This is a genomic window from Mycobacterium sp. C31M, assembly GCF_053345865.1.
On the sequence record NZ_JBKFAX010000022.1, the window covers coordinates 66,692 to 88,869 of the forward strand.

Annotated in this window: 30 protein-coding genes; 18 read left to right on the forward strand and 12 right to left on the reverse strand. The window is 67.8% G+C overall.

What is annotated here, in order from left to right; translation table 11 throughout:
* Nucleotides 1–142 precede the first annotated feature (142 nt).
* Together ACLBYA_RS27245 and ACLBYA_RS27250 are read right to left on the reverse strand one after the other, a co-directional pair.
* The gene (locus ACLBYA_RS27245; RefSeq protein WP_447712588.1) at nt 143–442 is read right to left on the reverse strand and encodes a type II toxin-antitoxin system PemK/MazF family toxin; all 300 of its coding nucleotides are present in this window, start codon (nt 440–442) and stop codon (nt 143–145) included.
* The gene (locus tag ACLBYA_RS27250) at nt 439–675 is read right to left on the reverse strand and encodes a YlcI/YnfO family protein (protein WP_447712589.1); all 237 of its coding nucleotides are present in this window, start codon (nt 673–675) and stop codon (nt 439–441) included. The genes ACLBYA_RS27245 and ACLBYA_RS27250 overlap by 4 nt, the downstream gene beginning before the upstream one ends.
* Nucleotides 676–805: 130 nt before the next feature.
* Between ACLBYA_RS27250 and ACLBYA_RS27255 the strand changes: the two genes are divergently transcribed.
* The 8 genes from ACLBYA_RS27255 to ACLBYA_RS27290 all read left to right on the forward strand — a co-directional run bounded on the left by ACLBYA_RS27255 (nt 806) and on the right by ACLBYA_RS27290 (nt 6,332).
* On the forward strand, nt 806–1,039 hold the full coding sequence (locus ACLBYA_RS27255) for a hypothetical protein (RefSeq protein WP_447712590.1): 234 nt from the start codon (nt 806–808) through the stop codon (nt 1,037–1,039).
* Nucleotides 1,040–1,144: 105 nt separating this feature from the next.
* Nucleotides 1,145–1,303 (forward strand): hypothetical protein, encoded by a 159-nt coding sequence (locus tag ACLBYA_RS27260; protein ID WP_447712591.1) that lies wholly within the window; start codon nt 1,145–1,147, stop codon nt 1,301–1,303.
* A gap of 42 nt (nt 1,304–1,345) precedes the next feature.
* The gene (locus tag ACLBYA_RS27265; protein WP_447712592.1) at nt 1,346–3,016 is read left to right on the forward strand and encodes a GMC family oxidoreductase; all 1,671 of its coding nucleotides are present in this window, start codon (nt 1,346–1,348) and stop codon (nt 3,014–3,016) included.
* Between the two features lie 58 nt (nt 3,017–3,074).
* Complete coding sequence (locus ACLBYA_RS27270) at nt 3,075–3,371, forward strand: nuclear transport factor 2 family protein (RefSeq protein ID WP_447712593.1); 297 nt, start codon at nt 3,075–3,077, stop codon at nt 3,369–3,371.
* Between the two features lie 86 nt (nt 3,372–3,457).
* Nucleotides 3,458–4,267 (forward strand): LLM class F420-dependent oxidoreductase, encoded by an 810-nt coding sequence (locus ACLBYA_RS27275; RefSeq protein WP_447712594.1) that lies wholly within the window; start codon nt 3,458–3,460, stop codon nt 4,265–4,267.
* A gap of 50 nt (nt 4,268–4,317) precedes the next feature.
* Nucleotides 4,318–4,884 carry a dihydrofolate reductase family protein gene (locus ACLBYA_RS27280; protein WP_447712595.1) on the forward strand — a complete coding sequence of 189 codons (567 nt, stop codon included), beginning with the start codon at nt 4,318–4,320 and terminating at the stop codon, nt 4,882–4,884.
* 115 nt (nt 4,885–4,999) lie between these two features.
* Complete coding sequence (gene thiD, locus ACLBYA_RS27285) at nt 5,000–5,788, forward strand: bifunctional hydroxymethylpyrimidine kinase/phosphomethylpyrimidine kinase (protein WP_447712645.1); 789 nt, start codon at nt 5,000–5,002, stop codon at nt 5,786–5,788.
* A 121-nt stretch (nt 5,789–5,909) separates the two neighbouring features.
* Nucleotides 5,910–6,332 (forward strand): hypothetical protein, encoded by a 423-nt coding sequence (locus tag ACLBYA_RS27290; protein WP_447712596.1) that lies wholly within the window; start codon nt 5,910–5,912, stop codon nt 6,330–6,332.
* 54 nt (nt 6,333–6,386) lie between these two features.
* Here the strand turns inward: ACLBYA_RS27290 and ACLBYA_RS27295 are convergent, their stop codons facing one another.
* A complete protein-coding gene (locus tag ACLBYA_RS27295; RefSeq protein ID WP_447712597.1) occupies nt 6,387–6,854 on the reverse strand; it encodes an SRPBCC family protein in 468 nt (155 codons plus the stop codon).
* Nucleotides 6,855–7,133: 279 nt separating this feature from the next.
* On the opposite strand from ACLBYA_RS27295, the gene ACLBYA_RS27300 reads away from it, so the two are divergent.
* Nucleotides 7,134–7,442: a DUF732 domain-containing protein gene (locus tag ACLBYA_RS27300; protein ID WP_447712598.1), complete on the forward strand. Its 309-nt coding sequence runs from the start codon at nt 7,134–7,136 to the stop codon at nt 7,440–7,442.
* Nucleotides 7,443–7,507: 65 nt separating this feature from the next.
* Nucleotides 7,508–8,389: a sialate O-acetylesterase gene (locus ACLBYA_RS27305; protein WP_447712599.1), complete on the forward strand. Its 882-nt coding sequence runs from the start codon at nt 7,508–7,510 to the stop codon at nt 8,387–8,389.
* A 1-nt stretch (nt 8,390) separates the two neighbouring features.
* Here ACLBYA_RS27305 and ACLBYA_RS27310 read toward each other — a convergent pair whose 3' ends face one another.
* Complete coding sequence (locus ACLBYA_RS27310; protein ID WP_447712600.1) at nt 8,391–8,684, reverse strand: hypothetical protein; 294 nt, start codon at nt 8,682–8,684, stop codon at nt 8,391–8,393.
* Nucleotides 8,684–9,550, reverse strand: a complete 867-nt coding sequence (locus ACLBYA_RS27315) for a hypothetical protein (RefSeq protein ID WP_447712601.1) — start codon at nt 9,548–9,550, stop codon at nt 8,684–8,686. Before ACLBYA_RS27315 ends, ACLBYA_RS27310 begins: the two co-directional genes overlap by 1 nt.
* Before the next feature lie 130 nt (nt 9,551–9,680).
* Between ACLBYA_RS27315 and ACLBYA_RS27320 the strand changes: the two genes are divergently transcribed.
* Complete coding sequence (locus ACLBYA_RS27320) at nt 9,681–10,532, forward strand: phosphotransferase family protein (protein ID WP_447712602.1); 852 nt, start codon at nt 9,681–9,683, stop codon at nt 10,530–10,532.
* A 4-nt stretch (nt 10,533–10,536) separates the two neighbouring features.
* Here the strand turns inward: ACLBYA_RS27320 and ACLBYA_RS27325 are convergent, their stop codons facing one another.
* The 3 genes from ACLBYA_RS27325 to ACLBYA_RS27335 all read right to left on the reverse strand — a co-directional run bounded on the left by ACLBYA_RS27325 (nt 10,537) and on the right by ACLBYA_RS27335 (nt 12,700).
* The gene (locus ACLBYA_RS27325) at nt 10,537–11,370 is read right to left on the reverse strand and encodes an alpha/beta fold hydrolase (protein ID WP_447712603.1); all 834 of its coding nucleotides are present in this window, start codon (nt 11,368–11,370) and stop codon (nt 10,537–10,539) included.
* Nucleotides 11,371–11,428: 58 nt separating this feature from the next.
* The gene (locus ACLBYA_RS27330; RefSeq protein ID WP_447712604.1) at nt 11,429–12,157 is read right to left on the reverse strand and encodes a cutinase family protein; all 729 of its coding nucleotides are present in this window, start codon (nt 12,155–12,157) and stop codon (nt 11,429–11,431) included.
* Nucleotides 12,158–12,271: 114 nt separating this feature from the next.
* Nucleotides 12,272–12,700: a type II toxin-antitoxin system Rv0910 family toxin gene (locus tag ACLBYA_RS27335; protein WP_447712605.1), complete on the reverse strand. Its 429-nt coding sequence runs from the start codon at nt 12,698–12,700 to the stop codon at nt 12,272–12,274.
* Nucleotides 12,701–13,228: 528 nt separating this feature from the next.
* On the opposite strand from ACLBYA_RS27335, the gene ACLBYA_RS27340 reads away from it, so the two are divergent.
* Entirely contained in the window at nt 13,229–13,873 is a 645-nt protein-coding gene (locus ACLBYA_RS27340; RefSeq protein ID WP_447712606.1) for an FKBP-type peptidyl-prolyl cis-trans isomerase, read from the forward strand.
* A gap of 6 nt (nt 13,874–13,879) precedes the next feature.
* Here the strand turns inward: ACLBYA_RS27340 and ACLBYA_RS27345 are convergent, their stop codons facing one another.
* Nucleotides 13,880–14,554 (reverse strand): Crp/Fnr family transcriptional regulator, encoded by a 675-nt coding sequence (locus ACLBYA_RS27345; protein ID WP_447712607.1) that lies wholly within the window; start codon nt 14,552–14,554, stop codon nt 13,880–13,882.
* 210 nt (nt 14,555–14,764) lie between these two features.
* Between ACLBYA_RS27345 and ACLBYA_RS27350 the strand changes: the two genes are divergently transcribed.
* Together ACLBYA_RS27350 and ACLBYA_RS27355 are read left to right on the forward strand one after the other, a co-directional pair.
* Nucleotides 14,765–15,442 carry a cutinase family protein gene (locus ACLBYA_RS27350; protein WP_447712608.1) on the forward strand — a complete coding sequence of 226 codons (678 nt, stop codon included), beginning with the start codon at nt 14,765–14,767 and terminating at the stop codon, nt 15,440–15,442.
* Between the two features lie 87 nt (nt 15,443–15,529).
* Complete coding sequence (locus ACLBYA_RS27355) at nt 15,530–16,201, forward strand: nitroreductase (RefSeq protein WP_447712646.1); 672 nt, start codon at nt 15,530–15,532, stop codon at nt 16,199–16,201.
* A 146-nt stretch (nt 16,202–16,347) separates the two neighbouring features.
* Here ACLBYA_RS27355 and ACLBYA_RS27360 read toward each other — a convergent pair whose 3' ends face one another.
* The gene (locus ACLBYA_RS27360; RefSeq protein WP_447712609.1) at nt 16,348–16,635 is read right to left on the reverse strand and encodes a putative quinol monooxygenase; all 288 of its coding nucleotides are present in this window, start codon (nt 16,633–16,635) and stop codon (nt 16,348–16,350) included.
* A gap of 143 nt (nt 16,636–16,778) precedes the next feature.
* On the opposite strand from ACLBYA_RS27360, the gene ACLBYA_RS27365 reads away from it, so the two are divergent.
* Genes ACLBYA_RS27365 through ACLBYA_RS27375 form a run of 3 tightly spaced genes read left to right on the forward strand, consistent with a single transcriptional unit; the run spans nt 16,779 to nt 18,601 of the window.
* Entirely contained in the window at nt 16,779–17,510 is a 732-nt protein-coding gene (locus ACLBYA_RS27365) for a cutinase family protein (protein WP_447712610.1), read from the forward strand.
* 60 nt (nt 17,511–17,570) lie between these two features.
* Nucleotides 17,571–18,221 carry a cutinase family protein gene (locus ACLBYA_RS27370; RefSeq protein WP_447712611.1) on the forward strand — a complete coding sequence of 217 codons (651 nt, stop codon included), beginning with the start codon at nt 17,571–17,573 and terminating at the stop codon, nt 18,219–18,221.
* Entirely contained in the window at nt 18,221–18,601 is a 381-nt protein-coding gene (locus ACLBYA_RS27375; RefSeq protein WP_447712612.1) for an RNA-binding S4 domain-containing protein, read from the forward strand. The genes ACLBYA_RS27370 and ACLBYA_RS27375 overlap by 1 nt, the downstream gene beginning before the upstream one ends.
* Nucleotides 18,602–18,604: 3 nt before the next feature.
* Here ACLBYA_RS27375 and ACLBYA_RS27380 read toward each other — a convergent pair whose 3' ends face one another.
* The gene (locus ACLBYA_RS27380; RefSeq protein WP_447712613.1) at nt 18,605–19,252 is read right to left on the reverse strand and encodes a hypothetical protein; all 648 of its coding nucleotides are present in this window, start codon (nt 19,250–19,252) and stop codon (nt 18,605–18,607) included.
* A 188-nt stretch (nt 19,253–19,440) separates the two neighbouring features.
* Here ACLBYA_RS27380 and ACLBYA_RS27385 point away from each other — a divergent pair, with 188 nt between their 5' ends.
* Nucleotides 19,441–20,568, forward strand: a complete 1,128-nt coding sequence (locus tag ACLBYA_RS27385; RefSeq protein ID WP_447712614.1) for a TIGR03364 family FAD-dependent oxidoreductase — start codon at nt 19,441–19,443, stop codon at nt 20,566–20,568.
* Between the two features lie 3 nt (nt 20,569–20,571).
* Here the strand turns inward: ACLBYA_RS27385 and ACLBYA_RS27390 are convergent, their stop codons facing one another.
* Nucleotides 20,572–22,155, reverse strand: coding sequence for a threonine/serine ThrE exporter family protein (locus ACLBYA_RS27390; protein WP_447712615.1), 1,584 nt, complete (start codon nt 22,153–22,155; stop codon nt 20,572–20,574).
* Nucleotides 22,156–22,178 lie beyond the last annotated feature (23 nt).

A 22,178-nucleotide genomic window follows, 5' to 3' on the forward strand; every position in this document is an offset into this window, starting at 1 on the left:
CGGGAGAACTTGCCTGGCTCGCCGAATCGCTCGAAATCACTGCAACGCACGGCGTTCGCGACCACCTCGCTTCGATCGGCGCTGCGCTGGTACTGCGGTACGGCTGAGCCGAACGCCAATCGCGCGGGCACGGCATTGCTTGTCAATCCAGATCGAAGGCGTGACGGATCGCCGTTGTCAGCATTTCCTCTTGGTCAGGAAGAAAGAACCCGATCTGACGCCCCAACGCTGAAACCGGGATCGTCACAATGCTGTCCACGCTGACGACGGAACCTTTCTCGAGCCCGTTTCGCTCACCCACGGGAACTTCAGTCGACAGCCCGCGAACTGTGCCGGTGATCGGTGCCACCGTCACTCTGGTCAGGTGGGGCCGCACGAGTTCCCGAGTGAGGATCAGAACCGGTCGCGCCTTATCGAGTCGGGCGACGTGAATCGGTCTCAATCGATATCCAGTTCGAGGCTGGAAACATGGTCCGCAAGCGCATTGAAGTCATCGTCTTCTGGAGTCGACTTGGCGAGAATCGCCGCGTCGCGGGCAGCGATCAGCCGGCGTCGCTCACGTTCAAGCGCCTTCAGCACGAATGCTGCCCGGCTCTCGACGTGCCGCTGATCCACTTCCCGGTCGATGAAGTCAACGACCTCCTCTGGGAGGCGGACGGCGATCTGCTTGCTCACAGCGAGTACGGTACTGATCTGGGATGCGAAACGCTACCACCTGTTGGCGACGCCGCGACGTGGCCCGCGGCAAACGGAAAACATGGCCCAACCAGGTTTGAGGAACCACCCCGTCGGGCAAGATCAACCTATGCAAAAGATTCTGGTCCGCTCGACCATCGCCATCATTGCCGCCGCTCCCATCGCTGCCGCGTCGTTGTTCGGTGCCGGCATCAGCTCAGCGGAGCCCCTCAACTGCGTCAACGGTCAGTTCTGGGACCCGATCACGAACACCTGCCAGACACCGCGTCCGGCGGAGGCCTGTGCGCCCGGCCAATACTGGAACGCACTGTCCAATGTCTGCCGACCGCTGGGCATGCTCTAACTGCTCTGCACCCCAGCAGTTTTGGGCGAGTGCATGTCGGCCTCAGAACCGGCCGATCGATCGATTTCCCCCCAGACTGCTTGCCCGCAGGCGGACAATGGTCGTATGTCCACTGCGCTCTGGATCCTCGTCGGCCTGCTCGCCGTCGGCACCATTGCCGGCGGCCTGGTTCGGATGCGGGCCTGGCTGCAGAAACCGGCCCCGCCGGAGGTGATCGAGGCCGCGCGTCGCCGCAACGAGGAAGATGAGAACTCCCCCGATTGACACTGGACGCGCGACCGACGCCTTGGAGGACCGATCACACAGATGAGCCCCGCCGCCGAATTCGACTTCGTCATCGTGGGGGCAGGCAGCGCGGGGTGCCTGCTGGCCAATCGCCTCAGCGCCAATCCTGATCACCGGGTGCTGCTGATCGAGGCCGGTGGTAAGGACAACTGGTTCTGGATCAAGGTGCCGGTGGGCTACCTGTACACCATCGGCAATCCCCGCACCGACTGGTGCTACACGACCGAACCGGACCCCGGACTCGCCGGCCGCAGCATTCTCTACGCGCGCGGCCGAGTCATCGGCGGGTGCTCGTCGATCAACGCCATGATCCACATGCGGGGCCAGGCCAGCGACTACAAGCTGTGGGCCCAAGCCACCGGCGACGACCGCTGGCTCTGGGACGGCGAGACACTGTCCATCTACAAGGAGTTGGAGGACTACTTCGGCGGTGCCGACGAGTGGCACGGCGCCGACGGCGAGATCCGCGTCGAACCGCCCCGGGTGCGCTGGAAGATCCTGGATGCCTGGCAGGCTGCCGCAGCCGCGGAGGGCATCGAGCCGATCGACGAGTTCAACCGCGGCGACAACGCCGGTAGCTCGTACTTCCACGTCAACCAACGCCGCGGCCGACGCTGGTCGATGGCCGATGCCTACCTGCATCCCATCGCCCACCGACCCAACCTCACGGTCTACACCCACACCCAGGCCCTGAAGCTGTTGATGGACGATCAGGTCGCCGAAAGTCAACGCCAGGGTGCGTGGACCACGGCCGCACACCGCGCGAGCGGCGTGCGACTGCTCAAGGACGGTCAGGTCGTCGATGTCCGGGCCCGGCGCGAGGTGATCCTGAGCGCCGGAGCAATCGGGTCGCCGCATCTGATGCAGACCTCGGGCCTGGGCCCGGCCGCGCTGCTCACCGAGCATCAGGTGCCCGTGACCGTCGACCTGCCGGGAGTGGGTGAAAACCTCCAGGACCACCTGCAGCTGCGGACGGTCTTCAAGGTGCGCGGCGCCCGAACCGTCAACACCCTGTACCGGAACTGGATCACCCGGGCGGGCATGGGAATTCAGTACATGTCGACGCGTTCCGGACCGATGACCATGCCGCCCTCGACACTGGGAGCCTTTGCCAAGAGCGACCCCACACTGGCCAGCCCCGACCTGGAATGGCACGTGCAGCCCTTGTCGCTGGCCAAGTTCGGCGAACCGCTGCACCCCTTCGGAGCGATAACACCCTCGGTGTGCAATCTGCGTCCGAGCTCACGCGGGCACGTACAGCTGGCCGGTGCTGATCCGCTGACCTACCCGAAGATCTCCTGCAACTATCTGTCGACCGAGGCTGATCACCTGGCCGCCGTTCGGGGCCTGCGGATGACGCGGCAGATCATGGCGGCCGCTCCCCTGGCCCGGTACCACCCCGAAGAATTGCTTCCCGGCCCGCAGCTGGTGAGCGACGACGATCTGCAACAGGCGGCCAGTGAACTCGGCACCACCATCTTTCATCCGGTGGGCACCTGTGCCATGGGAGCTTTCGACGCACACGGTGTGCCGCAGTCGAAGGCCACGGTGCTCGACACCGACTGCCGGGTGTACCGCGTCGCCGGCCTTCGTGTGGTCGATGCCTCGGCGATGCCGACCATCACGTCCGGGAACACCAATGCGCCAGTCATGCTGATCGCAGAGCGGGCGGCGCGGGCGATCCTGCGATAGCAACGATGACCTCGCAGGTAATGGCTCGGCGCACCGCGGAATGCCAAACTCACGTCGTGTGTACGCGGAGGTACTCCCCTGGATTCAGCAGCGCATCACCCGCGCCGGCGTCGAGGATCACTTTCGCCTGATCGCCGACAATCACGTGGCGAAACTCAGTTCCGCGCAGGTCAATTGCGTGTTGGTGGACGGCGCTGACGCCGTCGTCCGCGGCGAGCTGCACAACACCGCCGGATCCACCGGGCGTAGCTACGACGCCGCCTTTGCCTTGCATCTAACGGTTGCGGACGGGCTCATCACCCGACACCACGTCTACGAGGACAGCCTGTCGGTCTTTCGAGCGTTCACCGGTTGAAAGACCGAGAATCGCCGCCGCGGAATAAACTCGCACGCGACGAACTTGGCTCAGAAGTCGCCCTTTCCACGACTCAGGAGCTTCCAATGACCCGTCCCGTCCGCGTCGCCGTCCAGATCCAGCCCGGCGGCACGCCCGACTACGCCACCTGGCGCGACGCCGTCCTGGCCGCCGATGACCTCGGCGTCGACGTGATCTTCGGTTACGACCACTTCCACCGCCCGGCCATGAAGGGCATCGTCGACGGCAAGCCTGTCATGTACGACGAGCAACCCGATGTCGCCAACTTCGAAGGCTGGACGGCACTGGCCTCGTGGGCCGAGATCACCTCACACGCCGAAATCGGCCTACTCGTCACCGGTGTCGGCTACCGCAACGCCGACCTGCTCGCCGATATGGCGCGCACCGTCGACCACATCAGCGGTGGCCGGTTGATCCTCGGACTCGGGGCCGGCTGGTATGAAAAGGATTACACCACCTACGGTTACGACTTCGGCACGTTCGGCTCCCGCTTCGATCTGTTTGACGAGAGCCTGATCCGCATCGAGAACCGGCTTGCGGCACTGATTCCACCGCCCGTACGCAAACTGCCGATCCTCATCGGCGGCACCGGCCCCAAGCGTTCCCTGCCCGCGGTGGCCCGGCACGCCGACATCTGGCATGCGTTCCAGGAACTCGACGCCTTCCGCAAGTCCAGCGATCGCGTCGACGAGTTGGCCGCGACGTTCGGCCGCGACGGCGCCGATATCGAGCGCTCGACACTCTGGGAGAACGCGCAGAGCGCCGATGCTTTCCGCGAGGCGGGCGTGACGCTGTTCCAGACCGAGCTCACCGCCGACAACAACTACGACCTGGGTTCACTGAAGGAGGTCATCGCCTGGCGGGACAACAGCTGATCGGCTGACAACACGCGATGAGTCCTGCCCACTGATGCAGTCTGATCTGCATGGGCAGACTCATCTACGGTTTCAACGTCTCGGTGGACGGATACATCGCCGACGCACAGGGCAATATCGACTGGTCGGATCCGAGCGAGGAACTGCACCAGTACTGGAACGACTTCGAGCGGGACACCGCCCTATCGCTTTACGGGCGGCGACTCTACGAGCTGATGTCTGCGTACTGGCCGACCGCCGATCAGGCGCCGGATGCCACCCCGATGATCGTCGATTACGCCCGCGTCTGGTGCAACATGCCCAAGGTGGTGTTCTCGCAGACCCTGGAATCGGTCGACTGGAACTCCCGTCTGGAACGCGGCGACCCGGTCGCGGTGGTGTCGAAACTGAAGGTCGAAACCGACGGCCAGCTGGAGATTGCCGGCGCGACGCTGGCCGCACCGATCGTCCAGGCCGGCTTGGTCGACGAGTTCCGGATCGTGATCGCACCCATCGCGGTCGGCGGCGGCCTGCCGTTCTTCCCCACTCTGCCGTCCTGGATCTCGTTGCGGCTGCTGGAGAACCGCACCTTCCCCGGCGGAACGGTCCTGCTGCGTTACGAGGTCAAGCACGACTGATCAGGCAGGTGCGGGCCAGCGGTACCATTCTGCCAACCGCATACCGCCGACAGACAACGGAATCGTGACCGACAACCTGCCCCTGGCACCGCCCGGCGATACCCCGCGCCGGGTCATGACGATCGCCGGCTCCGATTCCGGTGGCAGCGCAGGTCTGCAGGCCGATATGCGTGCCTTCGCGATGCTCGGCGTGCACGCCAGCGCCGCGGTGACCGCCGTGACCGTGCAGAACTCTTTGGGCGTCAGGGCTTTCCACGAGGTGCCGGTGGAGTTCATCGCCGGGCAGATCAGTGCCGTGGTCACCGACGTCGGTATCGAGGCGGCCAAGACCGGCATGCTGGCGTCTACACAGATCATCAGGACCATCGTGTCGACCTGGCGCGAGGAGGGCCTGGACGGCACCGTGCCCCTCGTCGTCGACCCGGTGTGCGCGTCCAACGTCGGCGAGCCGCTGCTGCACGCGAGCGCACTCGACGCCATGCGCGACGAACTGATCCCGATGGCCACACTGGTGACGCCGAACCTCGACGAGGTGCGACTGCTGGTCGGCATCGATGTCGTCGACGACGACACCCAGCGCGACGCCGCCCGGGCGCTGCATACCCTGGGACCGCGGTGGGCCCTGGTGAAGGGCGGTCACCTGCGCACCTCCCGTGTCAGCTCCGACCTGCTCTTCGACGGCGAGGAGTTCCACAAGTTCGCCGCTGTCCGGGTGGACACCCGCCACGACCATGGGGCCGGTGACACTCTGGCCGCGGCCATCACCGCGGCACTGGCCCACGGCCGCTCGGTACCCGATGCGGTCGGCTTCGCCAAGGTCTGGATCACCGAGTGCATCCGCAGCGCCTATCCCCTAGGCCAAGGACTCGGCACGGTCAATGGTCTGGCCCGGCTGACGCGGTGACACCACACAAGCACGGCCCCGCTTAGGCCGCGCGAAAACCGGGTATCTCTGCTGCGCCCATTGCCGCCGGTTCGGACATCCCGTCCGTTCTGGTGGTCGTACCAGCAGAATCGAGCAGCAGATGACCGTCATTCGTATCGCCCGCCGTTTGCCCCTCGTCGCCGCCGTATCGGGCGTCGTGCTTCTCGGCGGTCTCACCGCCTGTAGTTCCGACAGCGAGGCGCCGGACACCACCACGACGACGGAGACCTCCGAAGGGACCATGACCACGACTCCGTCCACCGGTGCGGTCACCACCACGCTGGCCCCGACCTCGCCGATGGCGCCGGCACCCGGTGGCGACGCCGGCCCGGGCGGAGCCACGGCGAGCGTTCCCGGTGCCAGCGCCGGCGCGGGTCCGGGCGGCGCTACCGCGGGCGTGCCGGGAGCAGGTGCCGAAGCGGGACCCGGTGGTGCCACGGCGGGCGTGCCGGGGGCAGGTGCCGGAGCCGGGCCCGACGGCGCCGGTGCATGCGTCGGGTCCATCTGCGTGCAGACGCCGTAACGACCTACGCGCGACCCGTGACGGCGCCGTCACGGGTCGCGCGCAGCAACGTTCTTACGACGAGGCGACCTCGGTAGCCAGCCGGGACAACGTGTCGTTGAGTTGATCCTCGGTCACCAGCGGGAACTTCACCTTTTCCAGCAGCTTCTTGTCGGTGACCTTCGACCAGTCATAGGTATGCCGTACAACCGTCTCGTTCGGTCCGGCAGATTCCAACTCCCACAACCACTCCCAGCCCGGCGGCTCGGCGCCGGCCGGTGCGGTCTTCCACGCCAGCAGTTTGTCCTTGGCGTATCCGGACACGTGGTTGTCGGTCTGATAATCGCCGCCCATGTGATCGCCGTGCATGTTCATGGTGAACACCTCACCGACCTGCTGGATGCGATCCGCATGGTCGACGCTGCGCACGAACCCTGAGCCATCCAGCGCCTGGTGACGGTGGGGATTGGACAGGACGTCGAAGATCGCGTCGACCGGAGCGGCAATGGTGCGTTCGACTGTGACTTTTCCGTTCTCACTCATACGTTCACACTGCCCAAAGTTCGCGCCGTGGAAACGCTGCGTGGTCACGGCGCTGCCGTGCGGGGGTTGAATGCGCCGCGGACTGGGAACTCCGATTCGTGCGCTGGATCACCGTCATTGCGGCGCCGGTCGCGCGGAGGTGGCGATGAGCGAGGAGAAGACCGAGATCGTCAAGTGGGAGCCGTGGTTGACGCGGTCGAATTGGGGCGCCACAGGTTGGCGTGGCCTTCTGCGCCACGCACACCGGACTGCAGATTCACCAGGCACTAGGCTGATCTCATGCGCATGGTGGTTCTCGCTGCAGCCCTGGTCACCGCGATGGCCACGGCCGCGCCCGCAGCCGCCGATGACGCGTACTTCGTCGATGTCCTCGACCTCATGGACATCACGGTCGGTGACGCTCCCACCGCCGTCGCCATGGGCCGCTCGGTCTGCGCGGATTTCGATCTCGGCACCCCACTTGCGGCCGTGGTCGATCGGCTCGCCGGTACGCACGGACTGTCGGCCGAGGATGCCGCATTGGTGGCTGGGTTCTCCGTCGCCGAATACTGCGACCAGCACGAACCCGCACTGCGCCCAGCCTCCTGATCCACCACGCGCGGTCGGTGCTCGTTCGATCGTGCGCCACGGCAAGCGGTTGTACTGTGCAGGGCATGCGTGAGCTCCGCAACCCCGACGGTGATGCCCCGCTGTGGAAGCGGTTGGCCTTCGAACTGATGTGCTCGGTCAAACGGCTGATCGCCGGCAAAGGTGTCCCGGTGTCACCGCCGGAGCAGCCCTATCTGATCGTGCCGATCCTCGGCCAGTCGAATGCGTTCGGCATGGGTCTGCCGCTAGATCCCGACGGCGCCGACAAACCGCACCCGGACGTACACCAGTGGGCCAACAGCGGACCCTCGAAGAACACCGTGGTGCTCGGCGCGGATCCGCTGGTCCACGAGACACCCTCGCGCAGAGTCGGTTTCGGTGTGACGTTCGGCAAGGCACTGACCGCGGCCACCAACCGTGCGGTGCTGCTGGTGCCGGCCGCCCGCGGTGACACCTGCTTTCACCCGAAGAACGGTTATACCTGGAACATCGCCGATACCAAGACCCGGCGCAACCTGTACCGCGAGGCGGTGGCCTCGATCGACGCGGCACTGGCGCACCGGCCGGGCAGCACCGTGGCCGTCATCCTCTGGCATCAGGGCGAATCCGACGTACCGCTGACATCGGGCCCGGACTATCAACGCATGCTCGACGCACTGTTCGACGATCTGCGTTCCCGGTACGGCGCCGACGTCCCGATCATTCTCGGCGGCATGGTCCCCGAGGAGATGGAGCTCAGCGGCAAGGACTACACGGTGATCAACGCGGTGCACGAGGACACCCCAAATCGCAAGGCGCGCACCGCTTTCGTGCGGGGCAACCGGGATTCGTTCAACAGCGATGTCGACCGGCACTACAACGCCGAAGGTGTCCGCGCGCTGGGGCGCGACATGTGGCTGGCCTATGAGCGACTGGCCGCCGATACGCTCGCCGACTACCGGCGCTGATCTATTCGGGTTCGGCCACCTCGGCCTGCCAGCGGTTTCGACGCTCGGCATCGGTCTGCTCCCACCACGGCGGTTGGCCACGCTCCCCCAGCGCCACCTTCGCGGCGTGCACACCGGCGCGGGCCACGGACTCCTCCGCGGCGCCCTTGCACCGGCGCACCTCGCGTCGCCACGCCATCAGGATGTCGACGAGCTCCTGCCGGCGCGGTTCGGGTATATCGGGATCGGTGGCCCGCCACCGTCGGCCATCGACGACGATGTGAAGCCCGTCGGCGGTGCGCTCCGGTTCGGCCATCATCGCCGCCGGGCGCTGAACTGATTGCCGCCCGGCTCACCTTCCACCGCGAAACCCCGGTCCGCCAGCAGCCTTCGGAAGAACTCGGCGCTGATCGAGCTCTTCAGCCGGCCGCCGTACTCACGGGAGAACACCCGGTACTGCGGCAACCGTAGCGCCGGCGGACCGTCGGGCGGCGGGCTGAAGGTGATCGTCATGCCGTCGGCGACCACGCCCGCGTACTGGTACTCCAGCAACGGTTCCCAGCCGTCCCCCTGGCGCACGCTCACCGAACCGTCCGGGGCGACGGAGAATTCACGACCGCGGCTGACGAACGGAATCAGGTTGAACCACAACAGGAAGAAGCCGGGGATGACCAGGAACATCAGCGCGTAGGCATGCGTCTTCTCCAATTCGGCGTCATAGAGCCGGAAGATCAGCTCGGTGATCCAGCCCTCGACGAATATCGTGATATCGCGGAACACGTCACCAACGGTGGCCCGCCCGGTCGCGACGTCGTAGAGCGCCGCACCCAAACCTGCTATCCCCGCCACCGACAGGAACACCCCGAGCAGTACCAGACCCCAACTGGTCCGTGACACGAACTCGCCGAACAGTTGTTGCGGGTCGGTCAATTCGACCTTGGGCCCGCCGAGCGGTCGGGCCATGCACCAGATGCTGATGGCGATCGCGGCAACCAGCGTCACCCCCTCCAGCGGCGAGAAGGCCACACTGACCGACGTGGCGGCACCCCAGATCGCCGCGGCCAGGAACGCCAGCCATGCTGCCCACCGCAACGCGCGCTGCCACCACGTGAGCCGGCGCTCGGCCGTCCGTTCGGGCCGCTTGCGCGGCTGCCCCATCGTCATGGCCTTCGCCGCCCGCACATCACGCGAAGATCCTAGCGCCGCAGACGCCGACAGACGCCTCGACAGCAAAGAGTGCGATGTTGTCCACCCGGATCCGCCGACCCGTGCGGGCAATACGCGCTGTCGTATTCCCGTTACCGTGGCGGGCATGCAGTCTTGGCACGGCGGGCGGCTCAGCGCCGCGCAGCAGGACCGCCTGCGGCAGTGGCTGCCGGGGGCGCGACTGCGCGCCGACATGAGCTGGCAGCAGTTCGACACCGTGGTGCTCGACGTCGACTCACGCATGGGCCGGGTGGTGGTGAAGGCCGCCGGGCGCGGCAACCACCACATCGGCCGGGAGATCACCGCCTATCAGGAGTTCACCGAATGCCTCTCGTGCACCGGGCACGCCCCGACGCTGCTGTTCGGGGATCGGGCGGCCAACCTGGTGGTGTTACGCCATCTGCCCGGCCTGCTGGTCCAGGGGTCGACTTCCGAATTCGCCGACGACACCCATCGGCAGGCGGGCCGGCTGGCGCGGACGCTGCACGATCAGGGCGCCCGCAACGATCCGGACTGGGACTCCGCCTCGGTCACCAAATCCCTTGGCTGGCTGGACAAGCCGCACCGGATCTCGCCAGGAGACGAATCCGCGCTGCGCAGGATCCTGACCGCTCATCGGGCGCGGCCCGTCACCGTGGTTCCCACCCACGGCGACTGGCAACCACGGAACTGGCTGATCGACGCCGGCACCGTCCGGGTCATCGATTTCGGTCGCTTCGCCTGGCGGCCCGCGGTCAGCGATTTCTGCCGACTCGCCGCGCAACAGTGGCGCCACCACCCCGCCCTGGCGACTGCGTTCTTCGACGGTTACGGTGACGACCCGCGCGATCCGGCACAGTGGCGGATGTTCGCGCTCCACGAGGCGGTCGGCACGGCGGCATGGGCGTTTCAGGTCGGCGACGAGGCGTTCGAGCGGCAGGGGCACCGCATGATCGCCGAGGCGCTGGCCCTGTTCTGAAGGCTCAGAACAGATCCGGTACCGGCGGGGCCACGTCGTCGAGAAACGCCGTGACCATCGGCACCAGCACAGCCGACGCACCGGACAACCCGATATGTGACATCGCGGGCAGCACCACCAACTGCGCATCCGGAACCCTCTGCAGCAGGCCGGATGCCGCCGCCTCGTCGTCGACACCACCACGCAGCCGGAACAACCGGACCGCGTGCTCGAGGGTCAGCGAGTCGGCATCGCCGACGATCACCATCGTCTTGGCTCCGATCGCCCGGATCTGCGCCTCGGGAATCTCCTGGTCCTCGGCATTGAGGACCTTCATCTTCGCGATCCAGGCGGCGAACGCACCGTCACCGGGATTGTGCTGGGCGAAGATCTGCGGCAGCGGCGTCCCGGCGAAGGCCTGCGGGTCGAGTTGGTCGATCGCCGGTGCCATCGAGGGGTGCCAGCCGTCGCGGTGGAAGCTGGCCGACATCGCCACCAGCTTGCCGACTCGGGCCGGATGACGGATCGCCAGTTGCAGTGCGACACCGCCACCCTGCGAATAGCCCATCACATCGGCGGTATCGACCCCCAGGGCGTCCAACAGCGCCGCGGCGTCGTCGGCGAACTGTTCATAGGACATGGCGCGGTCGGTGTCCGGGGTGCGGCCGTGCCCCTGCTGGTCGAACACGATGACCGCCCGCTGCGCAGTGAACGCCGCGACCCAGTCGGGCATCGAATCGGCCGCCATGAACGCACCGGGGATCAACAACAAGGGTGGTGTGCCACCGCCGAGTGTCCCGTGCACCTCGTAGTACAGCTGCAATCCGTTGATCGGCAGCTGACCGCTCCGCATCTGCATGGCTGGCTCCTCGTCGTCCGGTATCGGTACTGACCGCCGGACGACAGGGAACTCATCGTCAGCCCTGGCCGGCCGCCAGGTCCACCGTTTCCCCGACCTCGGCGCCACCGATGCGGCCCGCCGCGTAGTCGGCGGCCTGATCGACCAGACCCCGCACCGCATAGGCGTTGTGCGCGTTGCCGTCACCGCCGCCGGGCGCGCACACCGGATCTTCCGGGATGCACAGGTCCAGCGTCTTACCTGCATACCGCGCACCCACCGTGATCGGTGGCGCTCCGGTATAGATCATCTGCAGGAATCCACTGGAGGGCTTGCCGAACAGTGCCACCGCGGAGACATGATCGGCCACCGAATCCGGCATCGGACCGGTGAGCCCGGGCGGCAGCGCGAAGCCCTGCGGCACCTCGTCGGCCGTGATGTAGGCGGCCACCGCGGCACCCTGGGAGAACCCACCCAACACGACCTTGGTGTCAGGGCAGGCCGCAGCGGTCTGCTGAACCTTGTTGCTCGCGTCGATGACGCCATCCGCGGCCGTCGCGAAGTTCAGTGATGCCGGATAGTTGACGGCGTACACATCCACCGATTTCGCGGGCGTGCGGGCCTGCAGTGCGTCGACGAAAGCCTGCCCGGTGCCGCCGACGCCGGGCGGCTCAAAGGTCCCGCGGGCAAACACAATCTGGACATCCGGACATTCCTGGGCAGAAGCTTGACCGGCCACCGCCACCGAACCGGCACCCGCAAACACTGCAACCGCCACCGCGCCCAATAACGAATCGATTCTGTTCATGAACCACCATTTTTCGTTCCGACCGGCGGTGGCCGCGCTGCCCCGCACCACGCGAAGTGGGTGTACCCACCGTGGCTCAATTCAATCCTCGAGTTCGGTGATCCGCAGCGCGAATCAGCGCAGGGCGCCGAGGTTCTCGACGGATCGCCGCACATCGGCGGTCAGCATCTTCGCCACCAGTGAGCCGATGGGTCCGCTCAACAGGCCGCCCGAGAAGTGGGCCACCAGATGTAAGGCTGATCCCGGCTTTTCGTCGTCGACCGTCATCTGCAAACTGATGTGCACGCCGCCGCGACCGGTCCCACGAAGGCCGATCAGGCGGGGCTCGTCGTAATCGGTGACCTGCCAATGGATGGTGTTGCGAAATCCCTTGACCTTGATCAGCGACGATACCTGGGTACCGATCTCGATGACGTCCGGCGGCGGACTGCGCCAGCCGCCGAAGATGGTGAGCCACTCATCGAATCGCTGCAGATCGGAGGCCAGCTTCCAGGCGTGCGCGGGTGACAGCTCCGAAGACACCGACACGTCGACTTCAGCCACGCCGGTCGATTACCCCACCCACCGACCGCCAACACCGTGACCTGGATCACATCCTGGTGCTACAACGCCGAATCGGTCTGCTCCCCCTCAGTGGCTCCTTTCGGTGCAGGCGTCACATCACCGCGCCTAACCCGCACGTGAAAGCGCTTGGTGCCCCATGTGTCAGCAACCGTGAAGTGCACTCGTTTCGGCGTGCCGAACAGCGTCGTGGCCGCGACCGTGCCGACCGCTCCGGCCGGCACCACAGGTACGTCGACCCCCTCGATCCGACGCCGCGCAGCCACTACATCACCCGCACGAAACATCGTCATCTGCTTCCCCCTGGTATCGCCTGACATCTCCCCACACCCATGCTGACCGTCAGGCATCCCCGTTGCAACCCATTAACGTTCGGCGCGTTCAGCTTTGGCGTCATACCCGGACGCCGGCAACGACAAACCAACCGGCCCAAAGTGTTCCGTCGACACACGTCACCAGGGTTTGCCCGGTACGGACCTGTCGGCGAGCGCCGGTGTCGGCGAAGGTAGCGTGGCCAGGGTGAACACTTCCCGCCTGTCCTCTGCCATCACGCTGGCCGCCTGTGCCGCGGCGCTCACCACCACCCTGGCCGCGTGCGGTTCCGAATCCGACACGCCGGCCGCCGGCAGCACAACCGCCTCAGATGTGTTCAGCCCACCGACCGCCCCCGCCATCGAACCCACCGCCACCGAGCAGGGGTGCCCGACGGCCGCGCCGCAGGCCGGCGCCCCGGCCGAATGGACGCTGCCGGGCTCGTCCGGCAGCGTCGCGGTGACCGGTTCGACCGATACCGCAGCGCCCCTGGTGACCGTCGAGGGACCCTTCAGCGTGACCGAGACCCAGGTGCAGACCCTCAAGCCCGGTGACGGTCCGGTGGTGGCACCGAACGCGACCGTGCTGGTCTGCTACATGGGTGTCAACGGGCGTGACGGTACGGTGTTCGACAGCAGCTACCAGACCGGCGCGCCGGTCGACTTCCCGCTCGACGGTGTCGTCCCCGGTTTCCAGAAGGCCATCGCCGGGCAGAACGTCGGATCCACCGTCGCGGTCGCGATGGTCCCGGCCGACGGCTACCCCGAAGGCCAGCCGGCCGCAGGCATCCAGCCCGGTGACACCCTGATCTTCGCGATCAAGATCCTCGACGCGATGAGCTGAGCCGGCTCAGCGGGCCCGTCGCGCCAGCTTGGCCGGTTCCAGGACGAAGATCGTCTTGCCCTGCTGGCGGATCCACCCGCGATTGGCGAACTCCGACAACGCCTTGTTGATCGTCTCGCGTGACGAGCCGACCAACTGGGCGAGTTCGAGCTGGGTCAGTTCGTGGTCGACCCGCAGCCCGCCGCCGTCTTGGCGGCCGAACCGCTTGGTCAGATCCAGCAACTGTTTGGCCACCCGACCCGGCACATCGGTGAAGATCATGTCGCACAGGTCGTCATTGGTGCGCCGCAGGCGCCGAGCCAGCACCCGCAGCAGCTGCTCGGCGATCTGCGGGCGGTCGGCAATCCACACACTGAGCGCCTGCCGCGGGACCGCGGCCACCCGCACCTCGGTCAGCGTCGTGACGGTGGCGGTGCGTGGGCCGGGGTCGAACAACACCAATTCCCCGAAGGTGTCCCCGGGACCCATCACGGCAATCAGGCTCTCGCGGCCGTCGGTCGAGCGCCGCCCGACCTTCACCTTGCCCTCGACGAGCACATACAGCCGGTCACCGGGTTCACCCTCGACGAAGATCGCGTGGTTGCGTGGGAACGTCAGCCATTCCAGTTCCTGGGTGAGAGTGGCAATGGCCTCCGGGTCGACGTCCTGGAAGATTCCGGCGCGCCCCAGTACAGCGTCCAACGCGGTTCCTCCCCAGCGTACGGTGACATGACACCCTGCCCAGCAGAACCGGGACGGCCCGGCAAGCTCTGGGCGAGACATTACAGGTCCGACATATTCTGCAACCCCGTGGCCGCTCCGGCGATCCCGGTCGATCCGCGAAGTAATAACATCGAGTGTATTCATGTTCCGCCGATTCGCGCCCTTTGCCGTGCCAGGAGGCCCGAGCTGATGACGATGACCCTGCGCCGTTGCGCCGCTGCCGCGGTGTTGCTGACCGTGACCGGTCTGTTTCCCGGGCTCGCCCCGACCGCGTCGGCCGAACCGGCCTGCACCGATGTGGAGGTTGTGTTCGCCCGCGGCACCACCGAGCGACCGGGTGCCGGCAGCGTCGGCACCGCGTTCGTAGACGCCCTGCGCAACCAGGCCGGCGGCCGCAGCGTCGAGGTCTACCCGGTGAACTATCCGGCCAGCCAGGACTGGCCCACCGTGGTGGTCGGTGTCAACGATGCCGGCGCCCGGATCCGTCAGGTGGCCGCCGACTGCCCCGACACCAGCGTGGTGCTCGGCGGGTTCTCCCAGGGCGCGGCCGTCGCACAGCTCGTCACCGCCGATCCGCCCACGATCCCGCCGAATTCGTTCGCCTTCGGCACCACCGCCGGGCTGCCCGCCGATGTCGCCGACCACGTCGATGCCGTGGTGCTGTTCGGCAAGCCCAACAACCGGATGCTGTTCCTGATCGGCCAGCCCAATGTGCCGATCGGCGCGTCCTTCCTGCCCAAGACCCTTGACCTGTGCGCCATCAACGACCCGGTCTGTTCCGGCGGACTCGATCCGGTGGCGCACAACCTGTACACCGCGAACGGGATGATCACCGAGGCTGCCACGTTCGCCGCCGCCCGAATCTGACCGACGCGAACCACGGAGTTTCAAGGGCTCGCCCACGACGCAACGCTGCCAGGCTGGTGATACACCAACCGAGAAAGGCAGATGGCAGTGAACGTTTACGAGGCGGTCACGAGTCGACGGGCGGTCCGCGGTTTCACCGACGAACCGGCTCCCACCGAGGTGCTCGAACGTGTGCTGACGGCCGCCGGCTGGTCGCCCTCGGGCGGCAACCTGCAGCCCTGGCGGGTCTATGTGATGACCGGTGAGCCGCTGGCCCGACTCAAGAAGATCGCGGTGGCCAGGGTGGCCGCAGGCGATCCCTGGGACGAACGCGAATTCCCGCTCTATCCAGACGATCTGAGATCCCCGTACCGCGAACGGCGGTCCCGGTTCGGCAAGGAGCGCTACACCGCCCTGGGCATCGCCCGGGAGGACTGGGAGGCCCGGCAGCGCGCCGCGATCGGCAACTGGGACTGTTTCGGCGCCCCGACCGCGCTGTTCTGCTTCATCGATCGCGACATGGGTCTGCCGCAGTGGGCGGACCTGGGCATGTACCTGCAGACGGTGATGTTACTGCTGCGCGCCGAAGGGCTGCACAGCTGCCCGCAGATGGCATGGTCGCAAGTGCGCCGCAGTGTGGAGGAGACGCTCGACCCGCCGGCGGAGCTGATGTTGTTCTGCGGCATGTCCATCGGCTACGAGGACCCCTCGGTCGAGTACATCCGCACCGGACGCGCTCCGCTGGCCGAGACCGTGGCCTTCGTCGGCGATGTCGCCTGAGGGTAGTGCTAGCCGGTAGCCGGCGGTCGCGCCTGCGGCGATGCGCCGCAGGCACCAAGGTCGTGATGGGTGGCTACTCGCAGGGCGCGGCGGTCGCCGTCCAGGCGGCCGACGCGCCGGCCGGGGCGCCGGCAGCGGACTGAGCGTCAGCTCAGTGGCCGGGTTGCGGCGGTGTCGTACTCCGCCACCGCCGCCGACACGATGGCGGCACCCTGCTCGGCATCTGGGCCGCTACCCCGGAACGCCTCGACCGCCGACTGCGACTCCCACCGCTCGAAGATGTTGATCCGGCCGGGGTCCAGCAGATCGGCACCGATCGCGAAATCCAGGCACCCGTCGGCCGCGCGGGCCGCCCGCACCACCTTCTCGCAGCCGGCCAGATAAAGCTGCCGGCCGGCCGGTTCGACATTGATATGACCCGCGACGATGACCATCGGAGCGCTCCCTACTGTTGACCGGTTGTGACTCCGCGCTTGCGGAAAACTCATCGCGGCGGTTTGGCCAGCAAACCGTGCGGGTACTGCTGCAGCGGCCCTGGTTGCGATATCTGGTCGCATCGGCCGAAGGGAGTTCAGCCATGAGGCTGCGTCATACACCCCGGTTCGTCGCCGTTGGCGCCCTGTTCGGCGCGGCGCTGTCGCTCGGCAGCGCTCCGGTCGCATCGGCCGAACCGTGTCCCGATGTGGAGATCGTCTTTGCCCGCGGCACCGGCGAACCACCCGGCGTGGGCGGTACCGGGCAGGCCTTCGTCGATGCGCTACGCGCCCAGGCGGGCCCGCAATCCGTCGCGGTCTATTCGGTCAATTACCCGGCCAGTAGCGACTTCAACAACCGGATCGCCTTCGCGGGCACGGTGGTCGACGGTGTTCGCGATGCCGGAAACCGACTCCAGACCATGTCCGCGAACTGCCCTGATACCGATATGGTGCTCGGCGGGTTCTCCCAGGGCGCGGTGGTCGCCGGGTACGTGACCGCGGCCGACATCCCCGACGGTGTTCCCGACGAATACCTGTCGCACGTCCCGAATCCGCTTCCCGTGGAGGTGGCCGACCATGTCGCCGCGGTGGTGCTACTCGGCAATCCGTCGCCGGAGTTCCTGAACCAGTTCGGCGCCCCGGTGGGGGTCATCGGACCGGCGTATGCGGGCAAGACCCTCGAACTGTGCGCTCCAGGAGACACCATCTGTGACGGCACACCCGGAGCGATGCCGTCGATGGCGCACGCCATGTATCCGTTCAACGGGATGGTCAACGAGGCCGCGTCCTACGCGGTGGGCAAGTTGACGCCGGCGCCGGTGGCCGCCGGATAACCCTCGGCAAATCGCTGCGCACCGCTGTGAACAGCGAACGTGGCGGGTAGTCTCGGGCGCATGCGTGTCAGCCATCTGCGCCGGTTGGCCGTCGTCGGTGTGCTGGTTGCCTCGACGCTGGCAACCGCGCCGGTCGCCACCGCCGAACCGTGCCCCGACGTCGAGGTCGTCTTCGCCCGCGGCAGCGATGAGCCGTCCGGCATCGGCACCACCGGCCAGGCCTTCGTCGACGCCCTGCGCTCGCACATCCCGGGCAAGTCGGTCGGCGTCTATGCGGTGAACTATCCGGCCACCGGCGATTTCGACAACTCGGCCGTCTTCCCGTCCACCATGTTCGACGGTGTCGGCGACGCCAAGGCACGTATCCAGGCCACGGCCGCCAACTGCCCGAACACCAAGATTCTGCTCGGCGGGTACTCCCAGGGCGCGGCGGTCGCCGCGTATGTCACGACATCGGATGCCCCACACGACCGGGTCGCCGGACTGCTGCTGTTCGGTAAACCCACGCCGGCCCTGCTGTCCAGATACGGTGCCCCGGCCGCGAACATCGGTGCGCCGTACTCCGGTAAGTCGCTCGATCTGTGTGCCCCTGGCGACAGCGTCTGCGACGGCTCCCCGGAATCGTTGCTGTCCACCCTGGCCCACGGCCTCTATCCGCTCAACGGCCTGGTGGCCGCGGCCGCCGCTGCCGCCGCCGGCCGGGTCACGTAGTGGTAACTGGGGCAGCAGAGTCGACGCGGATCGACCGCTGGCTGTGGGCGGTGCGACTGACCAAGACCCGCCCGGACGCCGCGACGGCCTGCCGGGGTGGCCACGTCCGGATCAACGACCGCGTCGCCAAACCGTCGACGATGGTGGTCCCCGGGGATCGGGTGCAGGCCCGGATCGGTGACCGCACACGGATCGTCGACGTCGTCCGGGTGATCCAGAAACGTGTCGGTGCCCCCGACGCGATCACCTGCTACCTGGATCGGACACCCGCTCCCCCGCCGATTGCCCAAGCGGCCGTGGCGGTCCGGGACCGCGGCGCGGGCCGGCCCACCAAACGAGAACGGCGCGCCCTGGAGAAGTGGCGCGCCGGTCTGCGTTGACGGCTACTGGTTCGCGATGATCGTGGGCGGCAGCTCAGCCGCCGGCGGGGCCGGTGGTGGCGGCGGCGCCGCGGGATGCGGAACACCCGCGGGTGCCGCTCCGGGCGCACCGACCGGCAGCACCTCCGGCGGCGGCGCGGGATCCGACAGCGAGACGAACCCCGGCGGCAGCGCCGGGCCGCCGACGATCTGAGCCGGATTCAGCGCCGGGGTCGAGGACTCCGGTGCGGTCAGCGAGGTGTAACCGGGTGGCAACTTGGGTGCCGGCCCGGCACCGGGCGGCGGGCCGACCGGCATGCCGCCCGACTGCGCCTCGGCGAAGGCGGACACCGGGTCTGGGGACCGGGCGGCACGCCACAGATCCCGAATGTAGCCCAGTCCGCCACCATTGGCGCCCTGCCCGTACTCCGGGTTGACCATCTCCGGCACGGGCGGCGGACCACCCGGCAACGGCGGGGCCACCGGGGCGGACTGCAGGCTGGCCGGGTCGATGGCGACCGGCTGACCGGGCGGTATCGGCTGGCCGGGAGCAGGGATCGGCACGCCGGGGGCCGGCTCAGCGGCGGCCACGCCGGAACCGGCCAGCGCACCTCCGGCCACCATCGCACCGGCGATCGCCAGTCGGACCCCTACTCGGCCTCGTTCGGTCATCAAAGCTGTTCGTCCTCTCCGGCCATGCGTCCGGTGATCATCCATCGCGCATACCTGCCGAGAAGGCTAGCGCGTCACGGCCGCCACGTCACTCGAAGCACATTCGTCACCTGTCCAACCGGAAAACACCAGGTGAACGAATTCCCCCCGGGTGCGCTCGGATTCAGCCGGCACCGAAGGATGTCGGCGTGGACGCACAGATATCCGATCTCGTCATCGTCGGCGCCGGCATCATCGGCCTGGCGCACGCCGCCGAGGCCGTGCACCGCGGGATGTCGGTACAGATCGTCGAACGCGACACCGTGGCCGTCGGCGCCTCGGTGCGTAACTTCGGGCACGCCTGCATCACCGCGCAGGGCGACGACCTGCTGCCGACCGCGCAGCAGTCCCGGCGCGGATGGTTGCGCACCGCGGCGCAGGCCGGCTTCTGGGCGCCCGAGACCGGCGCCGTCGTGCTGGCCCGCAGCGCCGGCGAGGCCGCGCTGCTTGAGGAGTTCCGCGCCGCCCGCGGTGACGAGGCCGTGCACCTGCTCACCGCATCCGAGGCCGCCGCCCGGCTCGGCGGGCCGGACCGCGCCGCCGACCCGGACATCGTCGGCGCCGCGTGGTTCCCGGCCGATCTGCGGGTCGACCCGCGCGTCACCGTCGCATCGATCGCCGACTGGCTGGCGGCACAACCCGGGGTGCGCTTCCACTGGCGCACCGCGGCACTCGGCTGCGCGGACGGCACCGTGCACACCAGCCGCGGCCCGGTACGCGGCCGGCAGGTGCTGGTGTGTGTCGGCCACGACCTGGACAGGCTGTATCCGGTCACCGCCGAGGAGAACGAGGTCCTGCGCTGCCGGCTGCAGATGGCACTGGTCGCCGCGCCCGCGGGTTACCGGCAGGATGCCGCGGTGCTGACCGGCACGTCGATGCTGCGCTACGCCGGACTGGCCGGGTTGCCGTCGGCCCCGTCGGTGCGGGCCGAGCTGGAACAGACCCGCCCGGAACTGTTGGAGCTGGGCGCCAACATGATGTTCACCCGTCGCCCCGACGGCACCCTGCTGGTCGGCGATTCGCACCATTACGGCACCGCCGCCGACCCGTTCCTCGACGAACAGGTCACCGGGCATCTGCTCGACGGGGTGGCCCGCATCCTCGGTGTGCCGAACCTGCAGGTGTTGCAGCGGTGGCAGGGTGTCTACGCCTCCAGCGGCCGCACCGATGTCCTGCGCGCCCGGCACGAAGCGAACGTCGGCTCGGTGACGGTCACCACCGGGCTGGGCATGACGCTGGCCTTCGGGCTGGCGGCCGAGACCCTCGACGCGCTGTAGCCATCAGCCCTTTTCGGGTTCGGCCGGATCGTCGAGGAACTGCGCCTCGGCCGTCTCCGGCTCCAACGCGACACTTCGTGATCCCACCGCACCGGACCGCGATGTCCTCGGCGCGGTCGGGCGCAACTGCACCACCCGTCCCACGGCGCGGCGTAACCCGGGCGGCCCGTCGATCCGGACCATGTCACCGACCCGGCCGGCCCGGTAGCGCAGCGGTGATCCGAACAGCTCACCCATCACCACACCGCAACCGATCGCCAGGGCCACGGCCACCGCGGACAGCAGTTGGGCGATGCCTTCAAGGAACTGTGCGTCGACGGCGAGGAAGTAGACGCTGCGGAAGACCGCGAGCCCGGGCAGCAGCGGGGTGATGCCTGCGGTGGCGGTCACCAGTGCCGGGGCCTGCCGGCGGATCGAAATGAGGGTGGCGAGCAGGCCGACCACGACCGCCGCGATCCCGGTGGCGAACACCTGCCCGAACTGGGCGTGCCCCAGCCCGATCATCACCAGCTGGGCGACCGCCGCGGCGAAGCCGGCCGGCACCACCGACCGCAGCGGGGCGTAGCAGGCCAAGGTGAGGCACACCCCGGCCAGCGCCGCACCGAATACGGCGATGAAGATCGGCAGCGGCGCGCTGGGCAGCACGAAGGACTGGGTGGCATCGACGTGCAGCTCGATGGTGATCCCGGCAACCGTCGCCAACTGCAGTGCGGCCACGATGCCGACGACGATCCCGGCGGTCAGGAAGAACACGTCGCCGAGCCGGCCCGTCGCGGTGATCATGTGCCCGGTCAGCGCGTCCTGCACCGAGCCGACCAGTGTCATACCCGACAGCAGCATCACGATCCCGGTGGCCACCAGCGCAGTCGGGTTCTGGTCCGCCCATCGATAGGCGGCGACGGCCACCAGGGTGGCGATACCGGCACCGACGGCGTGCTGGAAGAAGAACGGGGTGCCGATGCGGTTGAGCAGTCGGCCGGCTCGGTCGATCACCGCGGAGGTGACGAAGGCCAGTAGACAGATGATCCAGGTGCCGCCCAGCAGCATCGCGATACCGAGGGCGAAACCCGCCCAGAACACCGTGGCCATCCACCGCGGGTACGGGTGCGGGCGTTCGCTGAGTTCGTCCATGGCCTCGTGGGCCTGCTCGACGGTGACACCACCGGAGGTGATCCGGCGGACCAGCCGGTCGAGTTCGGCCAGCCGGGTGTAGTCGGTGGCCCGGTTGCGGACCGAGCGCACGATGGTCAGCGGCGGGCTGTCGGCGGTCGGCAGCGCGGACACGATGATGGTGGAGAAGGTGATGTCGACGACGCAGTCGGTCAGCTGGTAGGCCTGCGCGACGTCCTGGGCGGTCGCCACGATATCGGCGGTGCCCGATCCGGAGGACAGCATCACCTCCGCGAGCCGGATGGTCAGGTCGAGCACCTTACGGGTGTGCGCATCCCCGACGTTGGCGGTGCCCCGGCGTCGCTGACCGGCGATCGGCGCCGGGTCGCGGCGGCCGCGTAGCGCACCGCGCAGCCCACGACGGGCGCGGGCCGTGTCGGTCGCGCCGGTCTTGTCGTCGGGGTATTCGGGAGCCATCGCCGCCACCATACTGACGCCAG